Origin of the sequence: Methylobacterium sp. Leaf106 (genome assembly GCF_001422895.1) — a bacterium.
Lineage (GTDB): Bacteria > Pseudomonadota > Alphaproteobacteria > Rhizobiales > Beijerinckiaceae > Methylobacterium > Methylobacterium bullatum.
In genome coordinates this window covers 291,225-308,862 of the sequence record NZ_LMNB01000023.1, presented here as the reverse complement: position 1 = coordinate 308,862, position 17,638 = coordinate 291,225, and the positions used below count along the sequence as shown (strand labels likewise).

Sequence of the window (17,638 nt, the reverse complement as noted above, 5' to 3'; positions counted from 1 at the left end):
AGAACCTCTCAGGACGCGGATGCGGAATCCGGCGCCGATTTCAGCACCGTCATGACCGTCGCGACCAGGGTGAGACAACCGGCGATGCCGGCGGGAATGGCGAGGGCATACAACGCCAGGCGGCCATAGGCGACCGCCCCGAGCAGGGAACCGCATAGCAGCGAGAGCCAGACAAGGCCGTCACCGACCCAGCCGAAACGGGGTCCGCGCCCCGCGAGCGCCGAAGCGAGCTTCTGCCCGGTGCTGAACAGCGCCCCCGTGACGAAGGTGGTGCCGGCCCGGAACCCCTGGACATGGGCGAGAGCGGCGTTCTGCGCGCCCATGGCGAGGGCAAGAAGCAGCGAGGCGTGGCCTGGGCTCGGGTCCTCCACCGCGGTGAGATAGGCGCCGGATACTAGGACGGTCTCGAAGCCGAGAAGCACCGGAGTGCTCCACCGGGCCGGGGTCAGGGCCGAGAGCCCGCCCCCACACAGGCTTCCCACGAAGAAGGCGAAGATGAGAAAGGCCGGCAGGATCGCCAGGAGGGGCGTGTCATGCCCTATCGCCACGGCGAACTGGGTCGTGTTGCCGCTCATGAACGAGGTGTAGAGGCCGCCCAGCCGGATGAACCCGAGGGCGTCCACGTAGCCGGCCAGCGCCGTGAGGACGAGGCCGAAGCCGAGATGCCAGGTCCGGCTCATGACAGGCTCCGGCTCATGGCAGCGCGCGCGCTCCCGCCGCCCCGTTCCGTCCCGGGACGACCGAGGCCGGTTCGGTAGGGTTAAGGCATTGCTTACCAAGTCCGCGCAATTCGAGTGAACGGGACCGAACATCGCGGCCGCCACTCCCGTTGGTGTGACGATCCGGCGTCGGGCTTCTCGTCCCGCCCCGGGTGAGTTGGAGTTGCGTCATGATCCCTGTCGCTTACGCTGCCTTCGCGTTGCCGAACTTCGGCTCCGTCCGCGGATCCGAAACCGTTCTGGTGGTGGAGGATGAAGCCATGGTTTGCGAACTGGCCGTCGAAGCCCTCATGGACGAAGGCTACCGCGTCCTCAGCGCCGCGGACGCCGAGGAGGCCGAAGACATCCTGGCGCGGGAACGCGTCGACCTGCTCTTCACCGATATCGATTTGGCCCGCAACACCAATGGCCTCTCCCTTGCCCGCCGGGCGCGGCGCCTGCGTCCGAACCTCCCGGTCATTTATACGTCGGGAGGACGCGGAAGCCTCTCGCAGGCGGATGCGGTGGCGGAATCAATCTTCGTGCCGAAGCCCTATCGCCCGAGCCAGCTCATCGCCCTCGCCAACGGCCTCCTGCGCCGTCTTCCCCACTACGCCTGAGCGCAACCGCGCCCCATTCCTCCTGGAGCCCCATCCCCCATGCGCACCCTGCTCGCCACCGCTCTCGTCCTCTGCGCCACGACGCTCAGCGCCTACACGACAGGAAACGCCAAGGCCGCGTGCGACGTGAAGGGGGCGAAGCTCGAGGAAGCCATCGCCGGCAAATCCGAGCTTCGCGAAACCGCCAACAAGCAGGCGGTGCGCGACCTGCGCACCCTGCGTGACGCGGCGATCATCCTGGAAACGTACAAGTACGAGGGCGAATGCGATCGCCTCGTCGCGATCATCAAGGCGCTGGCCACCAACCCCGAGAAGGCGATCGAGCAGAGCGGCGATACCGACGAAGAGAAGGCGGAGGATCTCATGGAAGCCCGCCAGCCGAAGGCTCCCCCCGCCGAGGCCGCCCCCGCCAAGGCGAAGTGACCACGCTCGCAAAAGCTGGAACGCGTCTCGGACGGAACACTCGCGGGGCGAGAACGCTTGCATCGCTGGCCATGCCGAACTCCACGCGGCGGGCCAGTGCGGCCGGATCTCGACGGTCGGCATTTCCCTCACTCTGAAAGGATCGATCGAGCATGGGCACGGATACGGGAACGCGCGGATCGAGCCTCTCCCACGCGTCGAACGACCTGCCCTCGGTCACCCTCGACGATTACAACATCGAGTTGAAGAACGGCGAGGGCTTCATCGGTGATCGCGTATCGAAGAAGGCCTTCCGCGATCTCGTGGAGGATTGGCGCGAAAAGCTGCGCAAGCTCGGTCCCGACCCGCTCGGCACGAAGCCGAGCCACGATTTCAGCAAGCGGCGCCTCGACGACCTGTTGATCGACGGTGCCCCGCTCGCGGCCGGCGTGGTCTTCGGCGCGATCGAGGAATTCGCGCAGGAGCTCGCCACCGTCGTACGGCGCTTCCTGCGCCAGAAAGGGTGGCGCGATACGCAGAGCATCGTCGTCGGGGGCGGTTTCAGCGACAGCCTTGCCGGACGGCTCGCCATCGACCGCGCCAGCGTGATCCTCCGTGCCGGCGGTCTCAACCTGAACCTCGAACCAATCCGTCACCACCCGGACGAGGCAGGTCTGATCGGGGCCGTCCACTTGGCGCCGTCCTGGATCTTTTCCGGGTACGACAGTCTGCTTGCCGTCGATATCGGGGGCAGCAACATCCGGGCGGGAGTCGTTACGACCAACCTGAAGAAAGCCGCCGACCTGTCGCGCGCAGAGATCTGGCGTTCGGAGCTCTGGCGCCACCGCGACGAGGATCCGGCCCCGAGCCGCGACGAGGCGGTCGAACGCCTGATCGCGATGCTGAACGACCTGATCTCGCGGGCGGAGCGCTCGCGCCTGAAACTCGCGCCCTTCATTGGGGTCGGGTGCCCCGGCGTCATCGCCTCCGACGGGACCATCGAACGCGGTGGCCAGAACCTGCCCGGCGATTGGGAGAGCAGTCGTTTCAACCTTGCCGAACGACTGGTGGAAGCCATTCCCACCATCGGGGATCACGACACCATGGTGCTGATGCACAACGATGCCGTGGTGCAGGGCCTCTCGGCCATGTCGGACATGACGGGCGTCGCGCGATGGGGCGTCCTCACCATCGGCACCGGCCTCGGCAATGCCCGCTTCACCAACCGGCGGCTCCCCGACACGGTGCATTGAGGGTCGGACCACGCGACCTTCAGCGCGCGGTCCCCACGGTTTGGAGGGGCTCCCGCGCATCGCGAGCCCGATGTCATCCCCCGCTCAAATCTTCGGAGTGTCGCAGGTCGTCGGGTGTAAAGCTGCTCAGGGCGGGGTGGGCGGCGGTACCGCATCCTGGTCCGGATGATTGCGGACGCGGGCCACCTTGCTGGCGATGCGGTTACGCAGGTCGCTCGGTAGTTCGATCTCAACCAGCCGCCAAGACCACCCCCGCAGGCGCAGGCGCAGGCGGAACCGCTGCGACCGCGACGCTTCGGGAGGCACGGCGATGACGAGGGTGCGGAATCCCCGCATCTCCGAGGAGAGGTAGTACGGGATCAGCCGAGAAATCGTGTCGATCCTCAATCCGGCGGGAACGTCGCTCCTATGCTCGGCATCGCCGCCGCGGAGGCCGATATCGAGGGATTGCGGAATACCGTCATCGAGGAGATCGATGACCGACTGTGCCGTCACAAGGGATTCGGTCAGAGGTTCGGCCAGGGCCGCCGCGGCTTCGATCAGCCTCTGTCGATCCCGCGAGAGCTCGACCTCGGCACCGGCCTCGCCCCTCGGCTGAGAGGCGGCGGCCGAGATCTGACGGATCATGGATTGGCGCAGGATGCGGAAGTTGACGTGCCGTTCGACATACCCGACGTCCCGTGCCTGCACCGCCGAGGCCAGATCATAGAGCATCCAGAGCGGCGTCAGCGTGTAGACGAACCACGACAGAATCAGGGAAATGGGGATCCACCACAATCGCATCATCGCGATGGGGCAGCCCTCTGCGCCTGCTCGCTCCACCCGGCAAGGACTGCGAACTGGGCGACCACGGCCTCGTAGACGGGCCGCTTGAACGGCACGATGAGGTCGGCCAACCCGTCCATCTCTTCCCAACGCCAGGCATCGAACTCGGATTTGTGCAAGCCGCCGCCGGGTGAAAGCACGTCGATCTCAGTCTCGTCCCCGACGAGACCGAAAGCGAACCACTTCTGCGTCTGTCCGCGATACCGGCCCTTCCAGGCCTGTTTCAGTACGGCGGGCGGCAGATCGTAGGCGAGCCAGCCGGGTGTCTCCCCGAGGAGTACGACCGAACCGGCCGAGACGTTGGTTTCCTCGTGCAGTTCCCGCAGGGCCGCCGCGAGAGGATCCTCGCCCTCATCGATCCCACCCTGCGGCATCTGCCAGGCGCGGTCGCCTTGCACATGCTCCGGCCCCGCCTCCTGACGGCGACGGCCAATGAAGACGCTCCCCCGGGGAGCGATCAGCATGATGCCGACGCAGGGCCGATACGGCAGGTCGGGTTCGGGCACGGTGAGCTTCATCGGCGGGACCATAGGTCAGGGCAGCGATGGGCCGCAATGCGGCAAGGGGCGGTTCACGATGGGATCGCGTGAAGAGCGTTCCCCTCGCGCCGCCCGCCGGACTCACTCTGCCAACAAAACCTTCGGGCAAGGTCAGCCCGGCGGAGGATCGGGGGACTCGACTTCGCCTCTTCGCTGAAGGATCAGCGCCATGAACCAGCACAGGGAGGCCCAGGCCGCGCCGATACACCAGCCGGCGAGCACGTCGCTCGGCCAGTGCACACCGAGATAGATCCGGCTCACCCCAACGATGAGCGTCATCCCGACACCGAGAAGGAGGATCAGGACCTTCACCGCACGGTTCTGGTCCACACGGGCCAGCAATGTCGCCAGGGTAAGGTAGGCGATGGCCGACATCATCGCGTGGCCGCTGGGGAAGCTCGCGGTGAACACGTCCATGCCGTGGGGGACGAGATCCGGCCGCGGCCGATGGTAGAACATCTTCAGCACCGTCGAGACGAGCAATCCCCCGCCGATGGCGCCCAGCACGAAGGCGGCGATGCGGTGCCGCCGGGTGAGCGCCAGATAGGCGACCGCGCTCAGGGTCACGAAGGTGATGGTGAAGACGCTGCCGAGTCCCGTGATGTCGCGCATCGTCTCCTCGAGCCAGCGGGGCCCGATCGGGTCCGACAGGTCGGCGGGGTTGCGCAGGGCAAGCAGGATCTTGCGGTCGAGCGCTTCGGTGGAGCCCTCCCCGACCTCGTCGGCGAGGAAGAAGAAGGCGTAGCCGAGGAAGCTCACGCCCAGCAGCGCCACGAGGGGGCCGACCTCGTTGAGGCGCAGGCGGAGCCACAGGGCCGTGGCGTGGCTGAACAGCGGATGCTGGAGATAGGTCGGGAGCGGCGCCTTCATGCTGCTGTCTTCGTCATCGGTTCGTCGTCCCTCGATCATCGATGCCGCCCGAAGGCGAAGCGTCCCCGCTGTTGCCACGGCCCGCCAAGGTAGCGCCAGAGGATCAGCCCCGGCGAGGTGAAGCTGAACGGTTCGAAATCACGCTCCAGCGTATGATGCAGGGTGCGGGCGACGTCCGGCGCGACCTTGTTCTGGACGGTGACGTGGGGCCGCCATCCCTGCCGGTCCTGTGCGGTCAGAACATCCGCGTAACGCCGGGCGATCTCGTCCCGAAGCCGGGACAGGGCGTCGGAGGCGAGGGCGAAGGCGACGCCGCGGCCCATGAAGTGAAGTTCGGTGACGGCGACCTCCGCCGGTTCGCGCTCCGCCGTGAGTTCGGAAAGGGTCGCGGCGATCCCCTCCTCATCCAGGCCCGGCAGGTGGTGGAACAGTGTGGCATGGGCCGGGATGACGTTGAGCTTCTTCGGGAAATGCCGCCGTCTCAACCCGTCGAAATGCAAGAAAGGCTCCGGGTCCATCTCCAGGGTAAGGATCAGCGGATCGGCCGTGGGCGCGTCGGGCAAGGTACTCATCGCCGGCAAACCGTGCGGATGCAGACCTGTTCCCGCTATTTTGCTCTTTCCGACAAGCCGCACATGGCTCATCTCGCTATCGGCGGGTCTGGTGGGAGACGACGGATGGGATTGCTGGTCGACGGCACCTGGCAGGATACCTGGTACGACACGAAGGACACCGGCGGCCGGTTCAAGCGAACAGATGCCAAGTTCCGCAACTGGGTCACCGCCGACGGCGAGCCTGGCCCGTCCGGCGAGGGCGGATTTCGCGGGGAGGCCGGCCGCTATCACCTCTACGTCTCGCTTTCCTGCCCCTGGGCGCACCGCGCCCTCATCGTGCGCGCGCTGAAGGGGCTGGAGGAGGCGATCACGGTCTCGGTGGTCGATCCGCATATGGGATCGGAAGGCTGGGTCTTTAGCGATTCACCGGGCGCCACACCCGACACGGTGAACGGCGCGAACCGACTCTACGAGGTCTATCTGAAGGCAGTGCCGGACTTCACCGGTCGCGTCACCGTCCCCGTCCTCTGGGACAAGCAGCGCCGCACTATCGTCTCGAACGAATCGTCCGAGATCATCCGCATGTTGAACGACGCGTTCGGCGGCACCGGACCCGACCTCTATCCGGAAGCCCTGCGCGGCGAGATCGATGCGGTGAACGCCCGCGTCTACGATGCCGTCAACAACGGGGTCTACAAGGCCGGCTTCGCGACGACGCAGGACGCCTACGAAGACGCCTTCGACGCCCTGTTCGCCGAACTCGATTCCCTCGACGAGCGGCTGGGCAAGGCCCGATACCTGTGCGGCGCGACGCTGACCGAGGCCGACATCCGCCTGTTCACCACTCTGGTGCGGTTCGATCCGGTCTATGTCGGGCACTTCAAGTGCAACCTGCGCCGGATCGCTGACTATCCGAACCTCTCGCACTACCTGCGCGACCTCTACACCCTGCCCGGCATCGCCGGCACGGTGAACCTCATCCACATCAAGCAGCACTATTACGGGAGTCATCCGAGCCTGAATCCGACGGGGATCGTGCCGAAAGGTCCAGAGCTCGATCTCGACGCTCCCAACGACAGGGCGTTACGCTTCGGAACATGAGGCCGCGACCTTCGCGACATTGCCCTCGACAGATCCGACGACGGACATACATCAGCGCCATGAAAACACCATCCGCCCTCATCCTGCCCGCCCTCGCCGTCCTTGTCGCCTTGGCAAGTCCTGCGGGCGCCCAGACTGCGATCAAGCTCGAGGGCACATGCGAGAAGCTGATCGTGGCGGGATTGGACGTGACCCAGAACTGCAAGGACACGATGATGAACACCGTGTCCCGCAACCGGACGAGTTTCGACTTCTCCGCCTGGGACGGCCGCTCCCTGAGCTTCAGCGGCAGTGGGGCACAGCAGGAGCGGACGGAGGAAACCGACGCTCTGCAGCCGATCAATCTCGTCGTTCCCGGCGAGAAGACCGACGAGGGCGTGGTTCGCGGACCGCTAGCGGCTGTCGGGTCGTGCAGCTTCAGCAACCCGCAGGAAGGCAAGACCGCGATCACCTGCGAGGCGACCTCGGCCAAGGGACGCTATGAGGCCCGTTTCGTCACGGACGCGAAAACGCCCCCCGGCGCGCCGAAACCCTGAGGCGGTGGTGCTGCGAGACGGCCGAAGCGCTTAGAGGCCGGGATGGTGTGAATAGCCCGAGTACCGCTCTGGTCCAGTTGATCCGGGGCGCCCATCTAGGGCTTGGACGAATCTGATCGGCCACCGGCGGCATCCGTTCCGTCGATCCGAGTGCGAGAGTTGAGGATGGCATGCTGAACGACGTTTCCACCGCCGGGACGAGCCCCGCCGGCGGTCCCGCGAACCTCATCAAGGACGTCACCACCGCGACGTTTCGCGACGAGGTCATCACTGCCTCCCTGCAGCAGCCGGTTCTGGTGGATTTCTGGGCGACATGGTGCGGCCCCTGCAAGCAGCTGACTCCTTTGCTGGAGAAGGCCGTGACCGCCGCCAAGGGCGCCGTCATCCTCGCCAAGGTGAATATCGACGAGAATCCGGCGATCTGGTCGCAGATCAGCCAGCAGCTCGGGCTGCAATCGATCCCGGCCGTCATCGCCATCGACAAGGGACGTCCCGTGGACGGGTTCGTCGGGGCGCTGCCGGAAAGCGAGATCAAGGAATTCATCGCCAGGCTCGCAGGTCCCGCCGGCCCGACGCCGGTGGAGGCGATGATGGCCGAGGCCGAAGCGGCCCTCGGCGAAGGCGACATAGCAGGGGCGTCCGAACTCTATGCCGCCGTCCTCGGGCAGGAGCCGGAGAACCTCGTGGCCCTGGCTGCCCTCGCGAAGATCCAACTCGATTCCGGCGAGGTCGCCAACGCGCGCCAGATTCTCGACATGGCGCCGCCAGAGAAGGCCGGTGACCCGGCTCTGGCGAGCATCCGCGCAGCGGTGGAGCTCGCCGAACAGGCAGCCTCCCTCGGTGATCTCGGCGTGTTCCAGAAGCGCATCGCCGCCGATCCCGCCGATTTCCAGGCCCGGTTCGATTTCGCTCTCGGCCTCAACGGTCTCGGGAAGCGCGACGAGGCGGTGGACGAGCTGATCGAGATCGAGCGGCAGGACAAGACCTGGAACGACGGGGCGGCCCGCAAGCAGCTCCTGACGTTCTTCGAGGCCTGGGGCCTCATGGACAAGGCTTCGATCCGGGGCCGGCGGCGACTGTCGACGCTGGTCTTCGCATGACGCATCAACGCCGGGGCGGAGAGACGCGATGAGCACCCATGCGGGCTACAAGGGACCGGGCGACTGCCCCGGCGTCATCCCGGTCTTCCCCCTGCCCGGCGCGCTGCTCCTGCCCCGTGGACAGATGCCGCTGAACATCTTCGAGCCGCGCTACCTCGCCATGGTGGACGATGCCCTGAGGACCGATCGCGTCATCGGCATGATCCAGCCCGACGTGGAAAGCGGATCGTCGCCAATGACGCCCAAGCTCTTTCGCGTCGGTTGCCTCGGCCGGATCACCCAATTCGCCGAGACCGGCGACGGGCGCTACCTCATCTCGCTTACTGGCATTGCAAGGTTCCGCGTCGAAGGCGAACTCGCGACCACCACCCGTTACCGTCGCTGCCAAGTCTCCTACGACGATTTCCTCAGCGACTTCGAACCGCGAGCGGGCGAAGACGCGGTAGACCGCGAAGGCGTCCTCAAGGCACTGAAGGACTTCGTCGAGGTGAACGACCTCAAGGTCGACTGGGCGGGCATAGACGAGGCGCCCAACGAGGCCCTCGTCAACGCGCTCTGCATGATGAGCCCGTTCGGCTCGCGCGAAAAACAGGCGATGCTGGAGGCGGCCGACCTCAAGACCCGCGCTGAAGTCTTGATTGCGGTGACCGAGATGGAGTTGGTGCGCGGATCGGGGTCCGAGCCGACCCTGCAGTGAAGCCGCGACCCGAGGACAATGACGATGACCGACGAAATCCCGACCGGCGTGGAAGCCACGCGCGTCGACCCCAAGCTCCTCGAACTCCTGGTCTGCCCACTGACCAAGCAGACGCTGGAATACGATTCCGTCCGCCAGGAACTGGTGAGCCGTTCGGCCAAGCTCGCCTACCCGATTCGTGACGGTATCCCGATCATGCTGCCCGAAGAGGCGCGGCCTCTGAACGATTGAGGCGAACGGTGACGGACCTCGTTCTCCCCACCGTCGCCATCGTCGCCACAGGCGGCACCATCGCGATGAAGACCGACCCGGTGACCCATGCACCGGTGCCGGCTTTGTCCGGAGCCGACCTCGTCGCCGCCGCGCCGGGCCTGGAAAAGCTCGCGCGGATCACCGTGACGGAGTTCTCCAACATCCCGAGCGCGGAGATGGGCCCGGACCTGTGGCCCTCGCTGACACGGACCGTCGAGGGATTGCTCGCCGATCCCGAGATCGCCGGAGTCGTGGTGCTGCACGGGACCGACACCCTCGACACCACCGCCTATTTCCTCGATCTGACGCTGCGCAGCGACAAGCCGGTCGTGGTCATCGGCGCGCAGCGCAACGCCTCCGACCGCGACAGTGACGGCGCCCGCAACCTCCTCAATGCGGTACGCCAGATCCTCACGCCCGCCGCCGCATCCCTTGGCGTGACGGTGACGCTCAACCACGCGATCAATGCGGCGCGTGACGTGAGGAAGACCCACACTCACAACGTGGAAACCTTCCATTCGGGCGAGACCGGCTATCTCGGCACCATCGACGAGGATCGCGTGGTGATCCGCCGGTCGCCCATGCGACGGCAGACCCTGCCGCTGCCCGATCGGCTCGCCAGAATCGCCATCGTGGCGATGTATGCCGGTGCCGATGGCAGCCAGATCCGCCAGGCCGTGGAGAGCGGCGCGGAAGGGATCGTGGTGGCTGCCCTCGGCATGGGCAACGTCAATGCCGCGCTCCTCGCCGCGATCAGGAGCGCCATCGCCCAAGGTGTCGTCATCATCATCGCCACCAAACTAGAGAACGGCCGCGCCCTGCCGGTCTACGGCTTCCCTGGCGGCGGGAGCACCCTGAAGGCGGAGGGCGCCGTCTTCGCCGACGACCTGTCGCCGGACAAGGCCCGCGTGCTGGCCCTCCTCACGCTGCCGATCACGCAGGACCGCGACGCGTTGCAGGCCTATTTCGATCGTTGAAACGAGCGTTGATCGGAGGTGCCATCGCTCGACACCGAAGCATTGCCAACATCGAAGCGATACTGGCTCGGCTATAGCTTGCACGCCAATTCATATCGCGCCTGATTTGTACGCCCCCATTCGCCATTTCGCCTTAGCATTCGCCACCATCTGCCTACCATAACGGCGAAGCTTACCTTGGCCGATGCCATAAATTTGCCCTGAGCATCAAAGATCTATACAATCCATCAACTCACAAAACGCATGGTTCCTATCAAGAGCGCCGAAAGGCTGCCCATGGGAATCTGCGAATTGTCTCAACTCAGGGGGAAACATGTCGAAACTCGTGGCTGTGCTGGCGCTCGGAGCCGGACTCTCATCCGCTCATCTTCAACCGGCCGTCAGCCGCGAGGGCGGCAATTTCAATGGCGCATGGTCCGTCGAGCTCGTGACCGAAAGCGGTATCTGCGACAGCCGTTACAGCTACTCGGTCTCCGTCCAGGACGGGCAGGTCCGGCTCATCTCCTCGGCGGACCGGGCTACGATGACAGGTCGCGTGGGCACCGATGGAACGGTGGGGCTCAATGTCTCGAATGGCAGCGCAAGCGGCGCGGCCTCCGGCCGGCTCAAGGCCCGTTCGGGCAGCGGCACCTGGAAGGTTTCCCCGCTCTGCTCGGGGCGCTGGACGGCGCGGCGTCAGACCACGCGCACCGCCCAGGCCGAATAGGCTTCCTCAGGCGGCAGCGAGCCAGCTCCGCGCCTCGTCGATATGGGCGCGGTCGAAGGTTTTGATCTTGGCTGGCGAGACCTTGCCGAACGTGTCGGCGACCATGCGCAGCCAGGACGCGTCCGTGACCAGGGCGACGTGACTGACGCCCTTCATCATGGCGAGGCCGAAGCGGACGTCCTTAAAGAAGGCCGCCGGCTCCATGCCCTTGAACTCGCGCACGTCCTCCAGCAGCTTGAGCTTGCCGCCCTTGTCGAGATCGGCCTGCATGGCGGTGATGACGGTGTTCATGTCCTGATCGGTGATCTGGCCGTCGACGACGATTTCGGCCACGTTCGAGTCCGGTGTCTTGGTGTAGGTCAGCACGTGCAGCACTCCTGGTCGGGTCGAACGCACCATGCGAACGTCGGACCAGACTTATAGGAAACTCTGGGGGTCCACGTCGATGGCGACCTTCACGTTGCCGCGAACCTTCGGCCCGCGCCCGAGCCAGTCGCGCAGGTAGGCCTGGAGATCGACGGCCCGCTCGGTCTTCACCAGCAGCCGGAACCGGTAGCGTCCTCGGATCAGAGCGAGAGGGGCCTCGGCCGGCCCAAGCACCATGATGCCCTCCGGCGGTTCGGCGGCCCGCGCCAGGGCCTGTCCATGCGCTTCCGCCACCTCGCGCTCGTTTGCCGACACGATGAGGGCGGCGAGCCGCCCGAACGGCGGCAGGCCGGCGGCCTCGCGCGAGGCGATCTCCTCCTCGTAGAACCGGGTGGCATCGCCCGAAAGCAGAGCCGCGATCACCGGATGATCCGGCTGGTAGGTCTGGACCAGGGCGCGGCCCGGCTTGTCGCCACGCCCGGCACGGCCCGTCACCTGCTGGAGCAGCTGGAAGGTCCGCTCGGCCGCACGCGGATCGCCGGAGGTCAGGCCGATATCAGCGTCGAGCACGCCGACCAGGGTCAGATGCGGGAAGTTGTGGCCCTTGGCGACGAGCTGAGTACCGATGACGATGTCGCATTCCCCATCCGCCACGCTCTGCAACTCTGCGCGCAGGCGCTCGGCCCCGCCGGGAAAGTCGGAGGAGAGGACGATCACGCGCTTGTCGGGAAACAGCTCGGCCACCTCCTCGGCGATGCGCTCCACCCCCGGACCGCAGGGGGTCAGGTTGTCGAACGTGCCGCATTCGGTGCAGGCGTCGGGCCGGCGCTCGGCATAGCCGCATTGGTGGCAGACCAGCGCCCGGCGGAAGCGATGCTCCACCAGCCAAGTCGAGCAGTTGCGGCACTGGTAGCGGTGGCCGCAGGCCCGGCACAGGGTGAGCGGTGCATAGCCACGGCGATTGAGGAACAGCAGAGCCTGATCGCCGGCCTCGATGGTGGCGCGCACGGCGTTGACCAGGGGCGGGGCGAGGAAGCGGCCCTTCTCCGGCTTGTCGAGGCGCATGTCGATGGCATGGATGTCCGGCAGCCGCCGCCCGCCGAACCGCTCGGGCAGGACGATATGGGCGTAGCGCCCCTTCTCGGCATTGACCTTGGTCTCGATGGAGGGGGTCGCCGAGGCGAGGACCACCGGGCAGTTCTCGAGACGGCCGCGCACCACCGCCATGTCGCGGGCGTGGTAATGGACCCCGTCCTCCTGCTTGTAGGCAGCCTCGTGCTCCTCATCGACCACGACGAGGCCGAGATCGCTGAACGGCAGGAACAGGGCCGAGCGGGCACCGACCACGACCGCGACCTCGCCCGCCGCCACACCGGCGCGCAGGCGCTCGCGGCGTTTCGAGCCGATGCCGGAATGCCAGGTCGCCGGGCGGACACCGAAGCGCTCGGCGAACCGGTCGAGGAACTGCGCCGTGAGCGCGATCTCCGGCATCAGGATGAGTGCCTGATGCCCGTGCCGGACGGCTTCGGCCACGGCTTCGAAATAGACCTCGGTCTTCCCGGAGCCGGTGACGCCTTCGAGGAGGATTGTGGGCGCCTTCGCATCCTCCGACGCGGGAAAGGCGAGGCCGATGAGTTCACGGGCTGCCTGGTCTTGCGCCTCCGACAGGGGGACGCGCTCGTGGTCCGGGTCAGGCGGGAGCGCCACCGGCTCCGGCGCCAGGGCCACGGCCTCCAGGGCGCCGTCATCGATGAGGCCATCGACCACGCTGAGCGAGACGCCCGCCTCCTTGGCGAGCGCGCTCTTGCCGCGCATCGTCCCATCGGCGGTGACCGCCAGGACCTTCATCCGCGCCGGCGTCGGCCGGGCGGGCGGCTTGCCCGAACCGCGCACGCCGATCCGCGAGGTCTCGCCGCGCGCCGCCTCGTCGGGCAGGCGCAGGGCCATGGCCAGAGCCGAGCCCTTCGGCGCCAGGGTGTAGCGGGCGAGCCAGTCCACGAGCTCGCGCAACGGGTCGGACAGGGGCGGCGCCTCGACCCGCGCCGTCACCTGCCGCAGGTTCGAGCCGCCGGGGCTCTCCGCCACCTGCCAGACCACCCCCACCGTCTCACGCGGCCCGAGCGGAACCTGCACGACATCGCCCGGCGACAGGACCAGCCCGGCGGGCACGGCGTAGCTGTAGGCGTTGTCGAGCGCGAGCGGGATCAGGATATCGGCGACGCTGGGCATGGGCTCTTCTGCACGGGAACCATGCTCTATGTACGTACTCTCTCGCCGGATCGCGAACGCTCGCCGCGCCCCAGACCGATCGCCACCGGAAGGGCCACGAGACTGACCCCGCTCATGCCCCAGAAGCCCGACGCTCCGTAAGCGGCGAAGAGCGGACCGGACGCAAGCGTGAACAAAGCTGATGACAGGCCGAGGCCGAGGGGACCGTAGAGCGTCAGCGCGGTGGCGGTGAGGTCCGGCGGCACGCAGCGGCCGATCTCCTTCAGGCACGCAAGATGTAGGAGCGCGAAGGTGAGCCCGTGCAAGCACTGGATCGCAACGAGCGCTGGGAGTGCCACGGTCTCGGCACTGATCCCCCATCGCAATGCCCCGGCGACGGCTGCCAGCCCGATCGCCCGGCCCGGATCCAGCCGCCTCAGGAGCCACGGCCCGGCAAGGAGGAAGACGAGGATCTCCGCCGCCACCGCCTCCGACCAGAGCAGGCCAGCGATCCCGGCCGGGATGGAATTCCGGCTCCACAGGATCATCGCGAAGGCATCGTGCATGGCATGCGCGCCCATGACCAGGGAGGCCGCCAGCACGACGCGACGGAAGCGCCGGTTCGCCAGCACCTCCGAGACGCCCCGCCGCGGCCTTGGTCTGGCCGCCACCTCCGGCGGTCTGCCCGTCCCAAGTCCATTCGCAGCGAGACCGGCGGCGACAAAGAGACCGCCCCCGATCAGGATCGCGGCCTCGATCCCGAGCCCAGGCACCAGCCAGCCGACCACGCTCGTCGCGAGGATGAAGGCGGCCGAGCCAACGCCCCTCACCCAGCCGTAGACGAAGCGCCGACCGTTTTGCGAGGCGGCCAGGGCGAGGGCGTCGCTGAACGGCGCCAGGGGGGCGGTGAGGACGGCATAGGCAAGGCCGACGGCGAGCAGGTTCGCGAATCCCGTCACCGCGAGGTGCCCGAAAGCGGCAAGTCCCGCGAGCGCGGCCGCACCGGCCAGGACCGGGCGGACGATGCCCCACCGGTCGGCGATCCACCCGGCGAGCGGCCCGGTCACCATCCGCGCCAGGATAGCGAGGGCGAGGAGCCAGGCAATCTCGTGCGCGGGCAGCCCACGCCGTTCGAGGAACAGCGGCAGGAACGGCGAGAGTGCCCCGTATCCGGCATAGAGCGCGACGAAGAGGGCGAGATGGCCGGCCAGCAGCCGACGGTCGTCGGTTCGGTCGCTCACGCGAGTGTGGCCGGCATCGTGCGTTTCCCCGCTTGCGTCATGGCGACCGCCGGCACTACCTCGACCGCCGCCCCGGCGAGTGTCGGGCGCAGTGCTGCGGGGAGCAACCCGATGACGGCTTCGCCAGTCGACCTCAACGGCAGGAGCGCGGACGCGAGGAAGGCGGACGGTGCCGAGGGTATCGTACTGCTTCACGGCATCGCGCGGCGCTCGGCCTCCCTCGGGAGGATGGAGCGCGCCTTTCGCGCCGAGGGATACCGCACTCTCAATCTCGATTACCCCGGGCGAAAGGCCACGATCCAGACGATCGTCGAGGGCGCGGCGCCCCAGGTGACGGCGTTCGCGTCCGGCCTCCGCCGCCTGCATTTCGTCACCCATTCGATGGGCGGGCTCGTGGCGCGGGGGATCATCACCCGGTACCGCCCGGCCAATCTCGGCCGCGTGGTGATGCTGGGACCGCCGAACGGCGGCAGCGAAGTGGCTGACTTTCTGCATCGGATGAGGCCATACCGGCTGTTCTTCGGACCGGCGGGCGCACAACTCACCACCCACCGCTCGGAGGACCTCACCACGCTCCTCGGCGAAGTCGATTTTCCCCTGGGGGTCATCGCGGCGGACCGGTCGGTCTGGCTCATCGAATCCTTCCTGATCCTGCCCCGCCCCAATGACGGGCGCGTGAGCGTGGCGCGGACACGGGTCACCGGCATGAGCGATCACCTCACCCTCCACACCACCCACGACCTGGTGATCCTGAACCGCGCCGCGATCACCGCTTCGATACGCTTCATCCGGCACGGGCGGTTCCGAGACGCTCCCGGCATCGAGGAGGCGACGCAAACCGCCGCCGTTGCCGCTTCGGCATCGCCCCCCTATCTGTGACGGCGCATCGGCACGCCTCTCGCTTCGACCGGCGCGTCCATCGGGAGACCTCATGCGGTTGCCAAGCTCCACCCTCGCCATCGCCTTCGGCGCCATCGCCGCCTCTACGGCCATCGCCGAGGCGGCGCCGATGCGATTGGCCGGCCACCGCGCGGTCTACGACCTGTCTCTGGCCGAAAGCCGGGGGGCGCGGGCGGTCGAGAGCGCACGGGGACGCATCGTCCTCGATTTCAGCGGAGATGCCTGCAAGGGCTACACGATGCAGACCCGGCAGGTGACGGAACTCGATAGCGGCGAGACCGGCAAGCGCCTCTCCGATCTGCGCAACACCACCTTCGAGGGCGGCGACGGGCACAGTTTCCGCTTCAAGACCAACACGGTGCTCAACGGCAGCGCATCGACCTCGGTGGATGGCACGGCAGAGAGCGGCGCGGACGCCCTGAAGGTGAAGCTGAAGGAGCCCAAGCGCGACCAGTACACCGAGAACGGCTTCGTGCTGTTCCCGACTCTCCACATGCGCCGCATGATCGAGGCGGCACAGGCCGGCGAGACGACGATGTCGGCCAAGGTGTTCGACGGGTCGGACGACGGCCGCAAGATCTTCGACACGCTCGCGGTGATCGGCAAACCGATCACCGCCGAAGAGCCTGCCAAGAATGGCGGCGCCGACAGGGACAAGCCCCTGCGGGACGGGGAAATGGCGGCGATGCGGCGCTGGCCGGTGACCCTGAGCTACTTCACCCCCGGACAGGGTGAGCGCACCCCGGTCTACACCCTCACCTTCCTCCTCTACGAGAACGGCGTCAGCGGCGGGCTCAGTCTCAATTACGGCGACTTCACCATCGCCGGCGACCTCAGCCGTCTCGACCTCCACAAGGTCGACGCAAAAACGGAGGCCGAGTGCAAGCCGTGAGACCCGGCGCCTTTCAAAGCCCGTGAAGGGCGGTCGCCGGGGGCGGCTCGCAGGGCGCGGAAGACACCCTTACGTTGCCGAGCTTCGACCTCACCCGAACTCGGCATCAGGATCGGCCGGCCCGAGACGGCGCCACGCCGCGGCGATTTGTTCGGGCTTCACGTCGAGGGCCGTGGCGCAGGCGATCAGAACCGCCTCGTCGCCCATGAGATGGTCGAGGACCGCCGAGAGGAAGGCCGGATCGGTGGCGCTTTCCCGTAACGTGTCGGGCGTCAGACCGGAGGAGGCCATGAAGGGCAGCAGCCTGTCGCCGTCCTCCGCGAGCCATCCGAGCACCGAGATGGCGAGGTGCTCGGCGGATTCTTCGGGACGGTCGGATTTGCGTTTCGTCAACATGTATCCCTTAGGTTCTCATCGAGCGGGACGTCGGTCCTTCCAGAATGCGCCGCCAGCCTGCCGGGAACAATGAGCCATGCCGAAGACCGTGCTCATCGTCGAGGACAACGAACTCAACATGAAGCTCTTCAACGATTTGTTGGAGGGGCACGGCTATGCGACGCTCAAGACGGCCAACGGGATCGAGGCGATCGAACTCGCCCGCGCCCATAGGCCCGACTTGATCCTGATGGACATCCAGCTTCCCGAGGTCTCCGGCCTCGAAGTCACCAAATGGCTGAAGGAAGACGACGACCTCAAGCATATCCCCGTCATCGCCATCACGGCCTTCGCCATGAAGGGCGACGAGGAGCGCATCCGTGAAGGCGGCTGCGAGGCCTATCTCTCGAAACCGATCTCCGTGGCGAAGTTTCTCGCCACCGTCCGCCTCTACCTCGGCGACGGAGCCCGTTGATGAGGGCCACCGTCCACAGGGTCGCCCCGTCGAACCCGTTAGAATCCGCGA

At 67.0% G+C, this 17,638-nt stretch carries 22 protein-coding genes; 13 read left to right on the top strand and 9 right to left on the bottom strand.

What is annotated here, in order from left to right; genetic code table 11:
* Nucleotides 1-8 precede the first annotated feature (8 nt).
* Complete coding sequence (locus ASF34_RS13235; RefSeq protein WP_056161576.1) at nt 9-680, bottom strand: YoaK family protein; 672 nt, start codon at nt 678-680, stop codon at nt 9-11.
* A gap of 209 nt (nt 681-889) precedes the next feature.
* On the opposite strand from ASF34_RS13235, the gene ASF34_RS13230 reads away from it, so the two are divergent.
* The 3 genes from ASF34_RS13230 to ASF34_RS13220 all read left to right on the top strand — a co-directional run bounded on the left by ASF34_RS13230 (nt 890) and on the right by ASF34_RS13220 (nt 2,973).
* Nucleotides 890-1,318 carry a response regulator gene (locus ASF34_RS13230; RefSeq protein WP_056161574.1) on the top strand — a complete coding sequence of 143 codons (429 nt, stop codon included), beginning with the start codon at nt 890-892 and terminating at the stop codon, nt 1,316-1,318.
* Nucleotides 1,319-1,357: 39 nt separating this feature from the next.
* Nucleotides 1,358-1,741: a hypothetical protein gene (locus ASF34_RS13225; protein ID WP_018045210.1), complete on the top strand. Its 384-nt coding sequence runs from the start codon at nt 1,358-1,360 to the stop codon at nt 1,739-1,741.
* A 152-nt stretch (nt 1,742-1,893) separates the two neighbouring features.
* On the top strand, nt 1,894-2,973 hold the full coding sequence (locus ASF34_RS13220) for an ROK family protein (protein ID WP_056161572.1): 1,080 nt from the start codon (nt 1,894-1,896) through the stop codon (nt 2,971-2,973).
* Nucleotides 2,974-3,099: 126 nt separating this feature from the next.
* Here the strand turns inward: ASF34_RS13220 and ASF34_RS13215 are convergent, their stop codons facing one another.
* The 4 genes from ASF34_RS13215 to ASF34_RS13200 all read right to left on the bottom strand — a co-directional run bounded on the left by ASF34_RS13215 (nt 3,100) and on the right by ASF34_RS13200 (nt 5,779).
* A complete protein-coding gene (locus ASF34_RS13215; protein WP_043764871.1) occupies nt 3,100-3,756 on the bottom strand; it encodes a DUF2939 domain-containing protein in 657 nt (218 codons plus the stop codon).
* Complete coding sequence (locus ASF34_RS13210; protein WP_056140195.1) at nt 3,756-4,328, bottom strand: RNA pyrophosphohydrolase; 573 nt, start codon at nt 4,326-4,328, stop codon at nt 3,756-3,758. The genes ASF34_RS13215 and ASF34_RS13210 overlap by 1 nt, the downstream gene beginning before the upstream one ends.
* 120 nt (nt 4,329-4,448) lie before the next feature.
* Nucleotides 4,449-5,207 carry a phosphatase PAP2 family protein gene (locus tag ASF34_RS13205; protein ID WP_018045214.1) on the bottom strand — a complete coding sequence of 253 codons (759 nt, stop codon included), beginning with the start codon at nt 5,205-5,207 and terminating at the stop codon, nt 4,449-4,451.
* Between the two features lie 35 nt (nt 5,208-5,242).
* A complete protein-coding gene (locus ASF34_RS13200; protein WP_056161570.1) occupies nt 5,243-5,779 on the bottom strand; it encodes a 2'-5' RNA ligase family protein in 537 nt (178 codons plus the stop codon).
* A 105-nt stretch (nt 5,780-5,884) separates the two neighbouring features.
* On the opposite strand from ASF34_RS13200, the gene ASF34_RS13195 reads away from it, so the two are divergent.
* From ASF34_RS13195 to ASF34_RS13165, 7 genes are all read left to right on the top strand, one after another.
* On the top strand, nt 5,885-6,862 hold the full coding sequence (locus tag ASF34_RS13195; protein WP_056161568.1) for a glutathione S-transferase family protein: 978 nt from the start codon (nt 5,885-5,887) through the stop codon (nt 6,860-6,862).
* Nucleotides 6,863-6,921: 59 nt separating this feature from the next.
* Nucleotides 6,922-7,398, top strand: coding sequence for a hypothetical protein (locus ASF34_RS13190; protein WP_018045217.1), 477 nt, complete (start codon nt 6,922-6,924; stop codon nt 7,396-7,398).
* A gap of 170 nt (nt 7,399-7,568) precedes the next feature.
* Nucleotides 7,569-8,498, top strand: coding sequence for a thioredoxin family protein (locus ASF34_RS13185; RefSeq protein WP_056161566.1), 930 nt, complete (start codon nt 7,569-7,571; stop codon nt 8,496-8,498).
* Between the two features lie 28 nt (nt 8,499-8,526).
* Nucleotides 8,527-9,195 carry an LON peptidase substrate-binding domain-containing protein gene (locus ASF34_RS13180; RefSeq protein ID WP_018045219.1) on the top strand — a complete coding sequence of 223 codons (669 nt, stop codon included), beginning with the start codon at nt 8,527-8,529 and terminating at the stop codon, nt 9,193-9,195.
* 24 nt (nt 9,196-9,219) lie between these two features.
* Entirely contained in the window at nt 9,220-9,426 is a 207-nt protein-coding gene (locus ASF34_RS13175) for a Trm112 family protein (protein WP_056140807.1), read from the top strand.
* An 8-nt stretch (nt 9,427-9,434) separates the two neighbouring features.
* Nucleotides 9,435-10,424: an asparaginase gene (locus ASF34_RS13170; RefSeq protein ID WP_056161564.1), complete on the top strand. Its 990-nt coding sequence runs from the start codon at nt 9,435-9,437 to the stop codon at nt 10,422-10,424.
* Between the two features lie 313 nt (nt 10,425-10,737).
* Complete coding sequence (locus ASF34_RS13165) at nt 10,738-11,130, top strand: hypothetical protein (RefSeq protein ID WP_056161563.1); 393 nt, start codon at nt 10,738-10,740, stop codon at nt 11,128-11,130.
* A 6-nt stretch (nt 11,131-11,136) separates the two neighbouring features.
* Here the strand turns inward: ASF34_RS13165 and ASF34_RS13160 are convergent, their stop codons facing one another.
* Genes ASF34_RS13160 through ASF34_RS13150 form a run of 3 tightly spaced genes read right to left on the bottom strand, consistent with a single transcriptional unit; the run spans nt 11,137 to nt 14,945 of the window.
* Nucleotides 11,137-11,496 (bottom strand): STAS/SEC14 domain-containing protein, encoded by a 360-nt coding sequence (locus tag ASF34_RS13160; protein WP_056162061.1) that lies wholly within the window; start codon nt 11,494-11,496, stop codon nt 11,137-11,139.
* A 51-nt stretch (nt 11,497-11,547) separates the two neighbouring features.
* On the bottom strand, nt 11,548-13,725 hold the full coding sequence (locus tag ASF34_RS13155; protein WP_056161561.1) for a primosomal protein N': 2,178 nt from the start codon (nt 13,723-13,725) through the stop codon (nt 11,548-11,550).
* A gap of 26 nt (nt 13,726-13,751) precedes the next feature.
* Complete coding sequence (locus tag ASF34_RS13150; RefSeq protein WP_056161559.1) at nt 13,752-14,945, bottom strand: MFS transporter; 1,194 nt, start codon at nt 14,943-14,945, stop codon at nt 13,752-13,754.
* Between the two features lie 111 nt (nt 14,946-15,056).
* Between ASF34_RS13150 and ASF34_RS13145 the strand changes: the two genes are divergently transcribed.
* Together ASF34_RS13145 and ASF34_RS13140 are read left to right on the top strand one after the other, a co-directional pair.
* A complete protein-coding gene (locus tag ASF34_RS13145; protein ID WP_244478990.1) occupies nt 15,057-15,824 on the top strand; it encodes an alpha/beta fold hydrolase in 768 nt (255 codons plus the stop codon).
* Nucleotides 15,825-15,876: 52 nt separating this feature from the next.
* Complete coding sequence (locus ASF34_RS13140; RefSeq protein ID WP_156465717.1) at nt 15,877-16,737, top strand: cell envelope integrity EipB family protein; 861 nt, start codon at nt 15,877-15,879, stop codon at nt 16,735-16,737.
* A gap of 90 nt (nt 16,738-16,827) precedes the next feature.
* Here the strand turns inward: ASF34_RS13140 and ASF34_RS13135 are convergent, their stop codons facing one another.
* Nucleotides 16,828-17,133, bottom strand: coding sequence for a DUF3572 domain-containing protein (locus ASF34_RS13135; RefSeq protein ID WP_018045228.1), 306 nt, complete (start codon nt 17,131-17,133; stop codon nt 16,828-16,830).
* A gap of 76 nt (nt 17,134-17,209) precedes the next feature.
* Here ASF34_RS13135 and ASF34_RS13130 point away from each other — a divergent pair, with 76 nt between their 5' ends.
* On the top strand, nt 17,210-17,587 hold the full coding sequence (locus tag ASF34_RS13130; RefSeq protein ID WP_018045229.1) for a response regulator: 378 nt from the start codon (nt 17,210-17,212) through the stop codon (nt 17,585-17,587).
* The last annotated feature ends 51 nt before the right edge of the window (nt 17,588-17,638 follow it).

Excerpts from the sequence above, each read along its gene's own strand:
- ASF34_RS13185 (WP_056161566.1), top strand. The coding sequence starts at position 7,569 with ATGCTGAACGACGTTTCCACCGCCGGGACGAGCCCCGCCGGCGGTCCC.
- ASF34_RS13190 (WP_018045217.1), top strand. The coding sequence starts at position 6,922 with ATGAAAACACCATCCGCCCTCATCCTGCCCGCCCTCGCCGTCCTTGTC.
- ASF34_RS13135 (WP_018045228.1), bottom strand. The coding sequence starts at position 17,133 with ATGTTGACGAAACGCAAATCCGACCGTCCCGAAGAATCCGCCGAGCAC.
- ASF34_RS13200 (WP_056161570.1), bottom strand. The coding sequence starts at position 5,779 with ATGAGTACCTTGCCCGACGCGCCCACGGCCGATCCGCTGATCCTTACC.
- ASF34_RS13165 (WP_056161563.1), top strand. The coding sequence starts at position 10,738 with ATGTCGAAACTCGTGGCTGTGCTGGCGCTCGGAGCCGGACTCTCATCC.
- ASF34_RS13155 (WP_056161561.1), bottom strand. The coding sequence starts at position 13,725 with ATGCCCAGCGTCGCCGATATCCTGATCCCGCTCGCGCTCGACAACGCC.
- ASF34_RS13130 (WP_018045229.1), top strand. The coding sequence starts at position 17,210 with ATGCCGAAGACCGTGCTCATCGTCGAGGACAACGAACTCAACATGAAG.
- ASF34_RS13145 (WP_244478990.1), top strand. The coding sequence starts at position 15,057 with ATGACGGCTTCGCCAGTCGACCTCAACGGCAGGAGCGCGGACGCGAGG.
- ASF34_RS13235 (WP_056161576.1), bottom strand. The coding sequence starts at position 680 with ATGAGCCGGACCTGGCATCTCGGCTTCGGCCTCGTCCTCACGGCGCTG.
- ASF34_RS13230 (WP_056161574.1), top strand. The coding sequence starts at position 890 with ATGATCCCTGTCGCTTACGCTGCCTTCGCGTTGCCGAACTTCGGCTCC.
- ASF34_RS13195 (WP_056161568.1), top strand. The coding sequence starts at position 5,885 with ATGGGATTGCTGGTCGACGGCACCTGGCAGGATACCTGGTACGACACG.
- ASF34_RS13215 (WP_043764871.1), bottom strand. The coding sequence starts at position 3,756 with ATGCGATTGTGGTGGATCCCCATTTCCCTGATTCTGTCGTGGTTCGTC.
- ASF34_RS13220 (WP_056161572.1), top strand. The coding sequence starts at position 1,894 with ATGGGCACGGATACGGGAACGCGCGGATCGAGCCTCTCCCACGCGTCG.
- ASF34_RS13175 (WP_056140807.1), top strand. The coding sequence starts at position 9,220 with ATGACCGACGAAATCCCGACCGGCGTGGAAGCCACGCGCGTCGACCCC.
- ASF34_RS13225 (WP_018045210.1), top strand. The coding sequence starts at position 1,358 with ATGCGCACCCTGCTCGCCACCGCTCTCGTCCTCTGCGCCACGACGCTC.
- ASF34_RS13205 (WP_018045214.1), bottom strand. The coding sequence starts at position 5,207 with ATGAAGGCGCCGCTCCCGACCTATCTCCAGCATCCGCTGTTCAGCCAC.
- ASF34_RS13210 (WP_056140195.1), bottom strand. The coding sequence starts at position 4,328 with ATGGTCCCGCCGATGAAGCTCACCGTGCCCGAACCCGACCTGCCGTAT.
- ASF34_RS13140 (WP_156465717.1), top strand. The coding sequence starts at position 15,877 with ATGCGGTTGCCAAGCTCCACCCTCGCCATCGCCTTCGGCGCCATCGCC.
- ASF34_RS13180 (WP_018045219.1), top strand. The coding sequence starts at position 8,527 with ATGAGCACCCATGCGGGCTACAAGGGACCGGGCGACTGCCCCGGCGTC.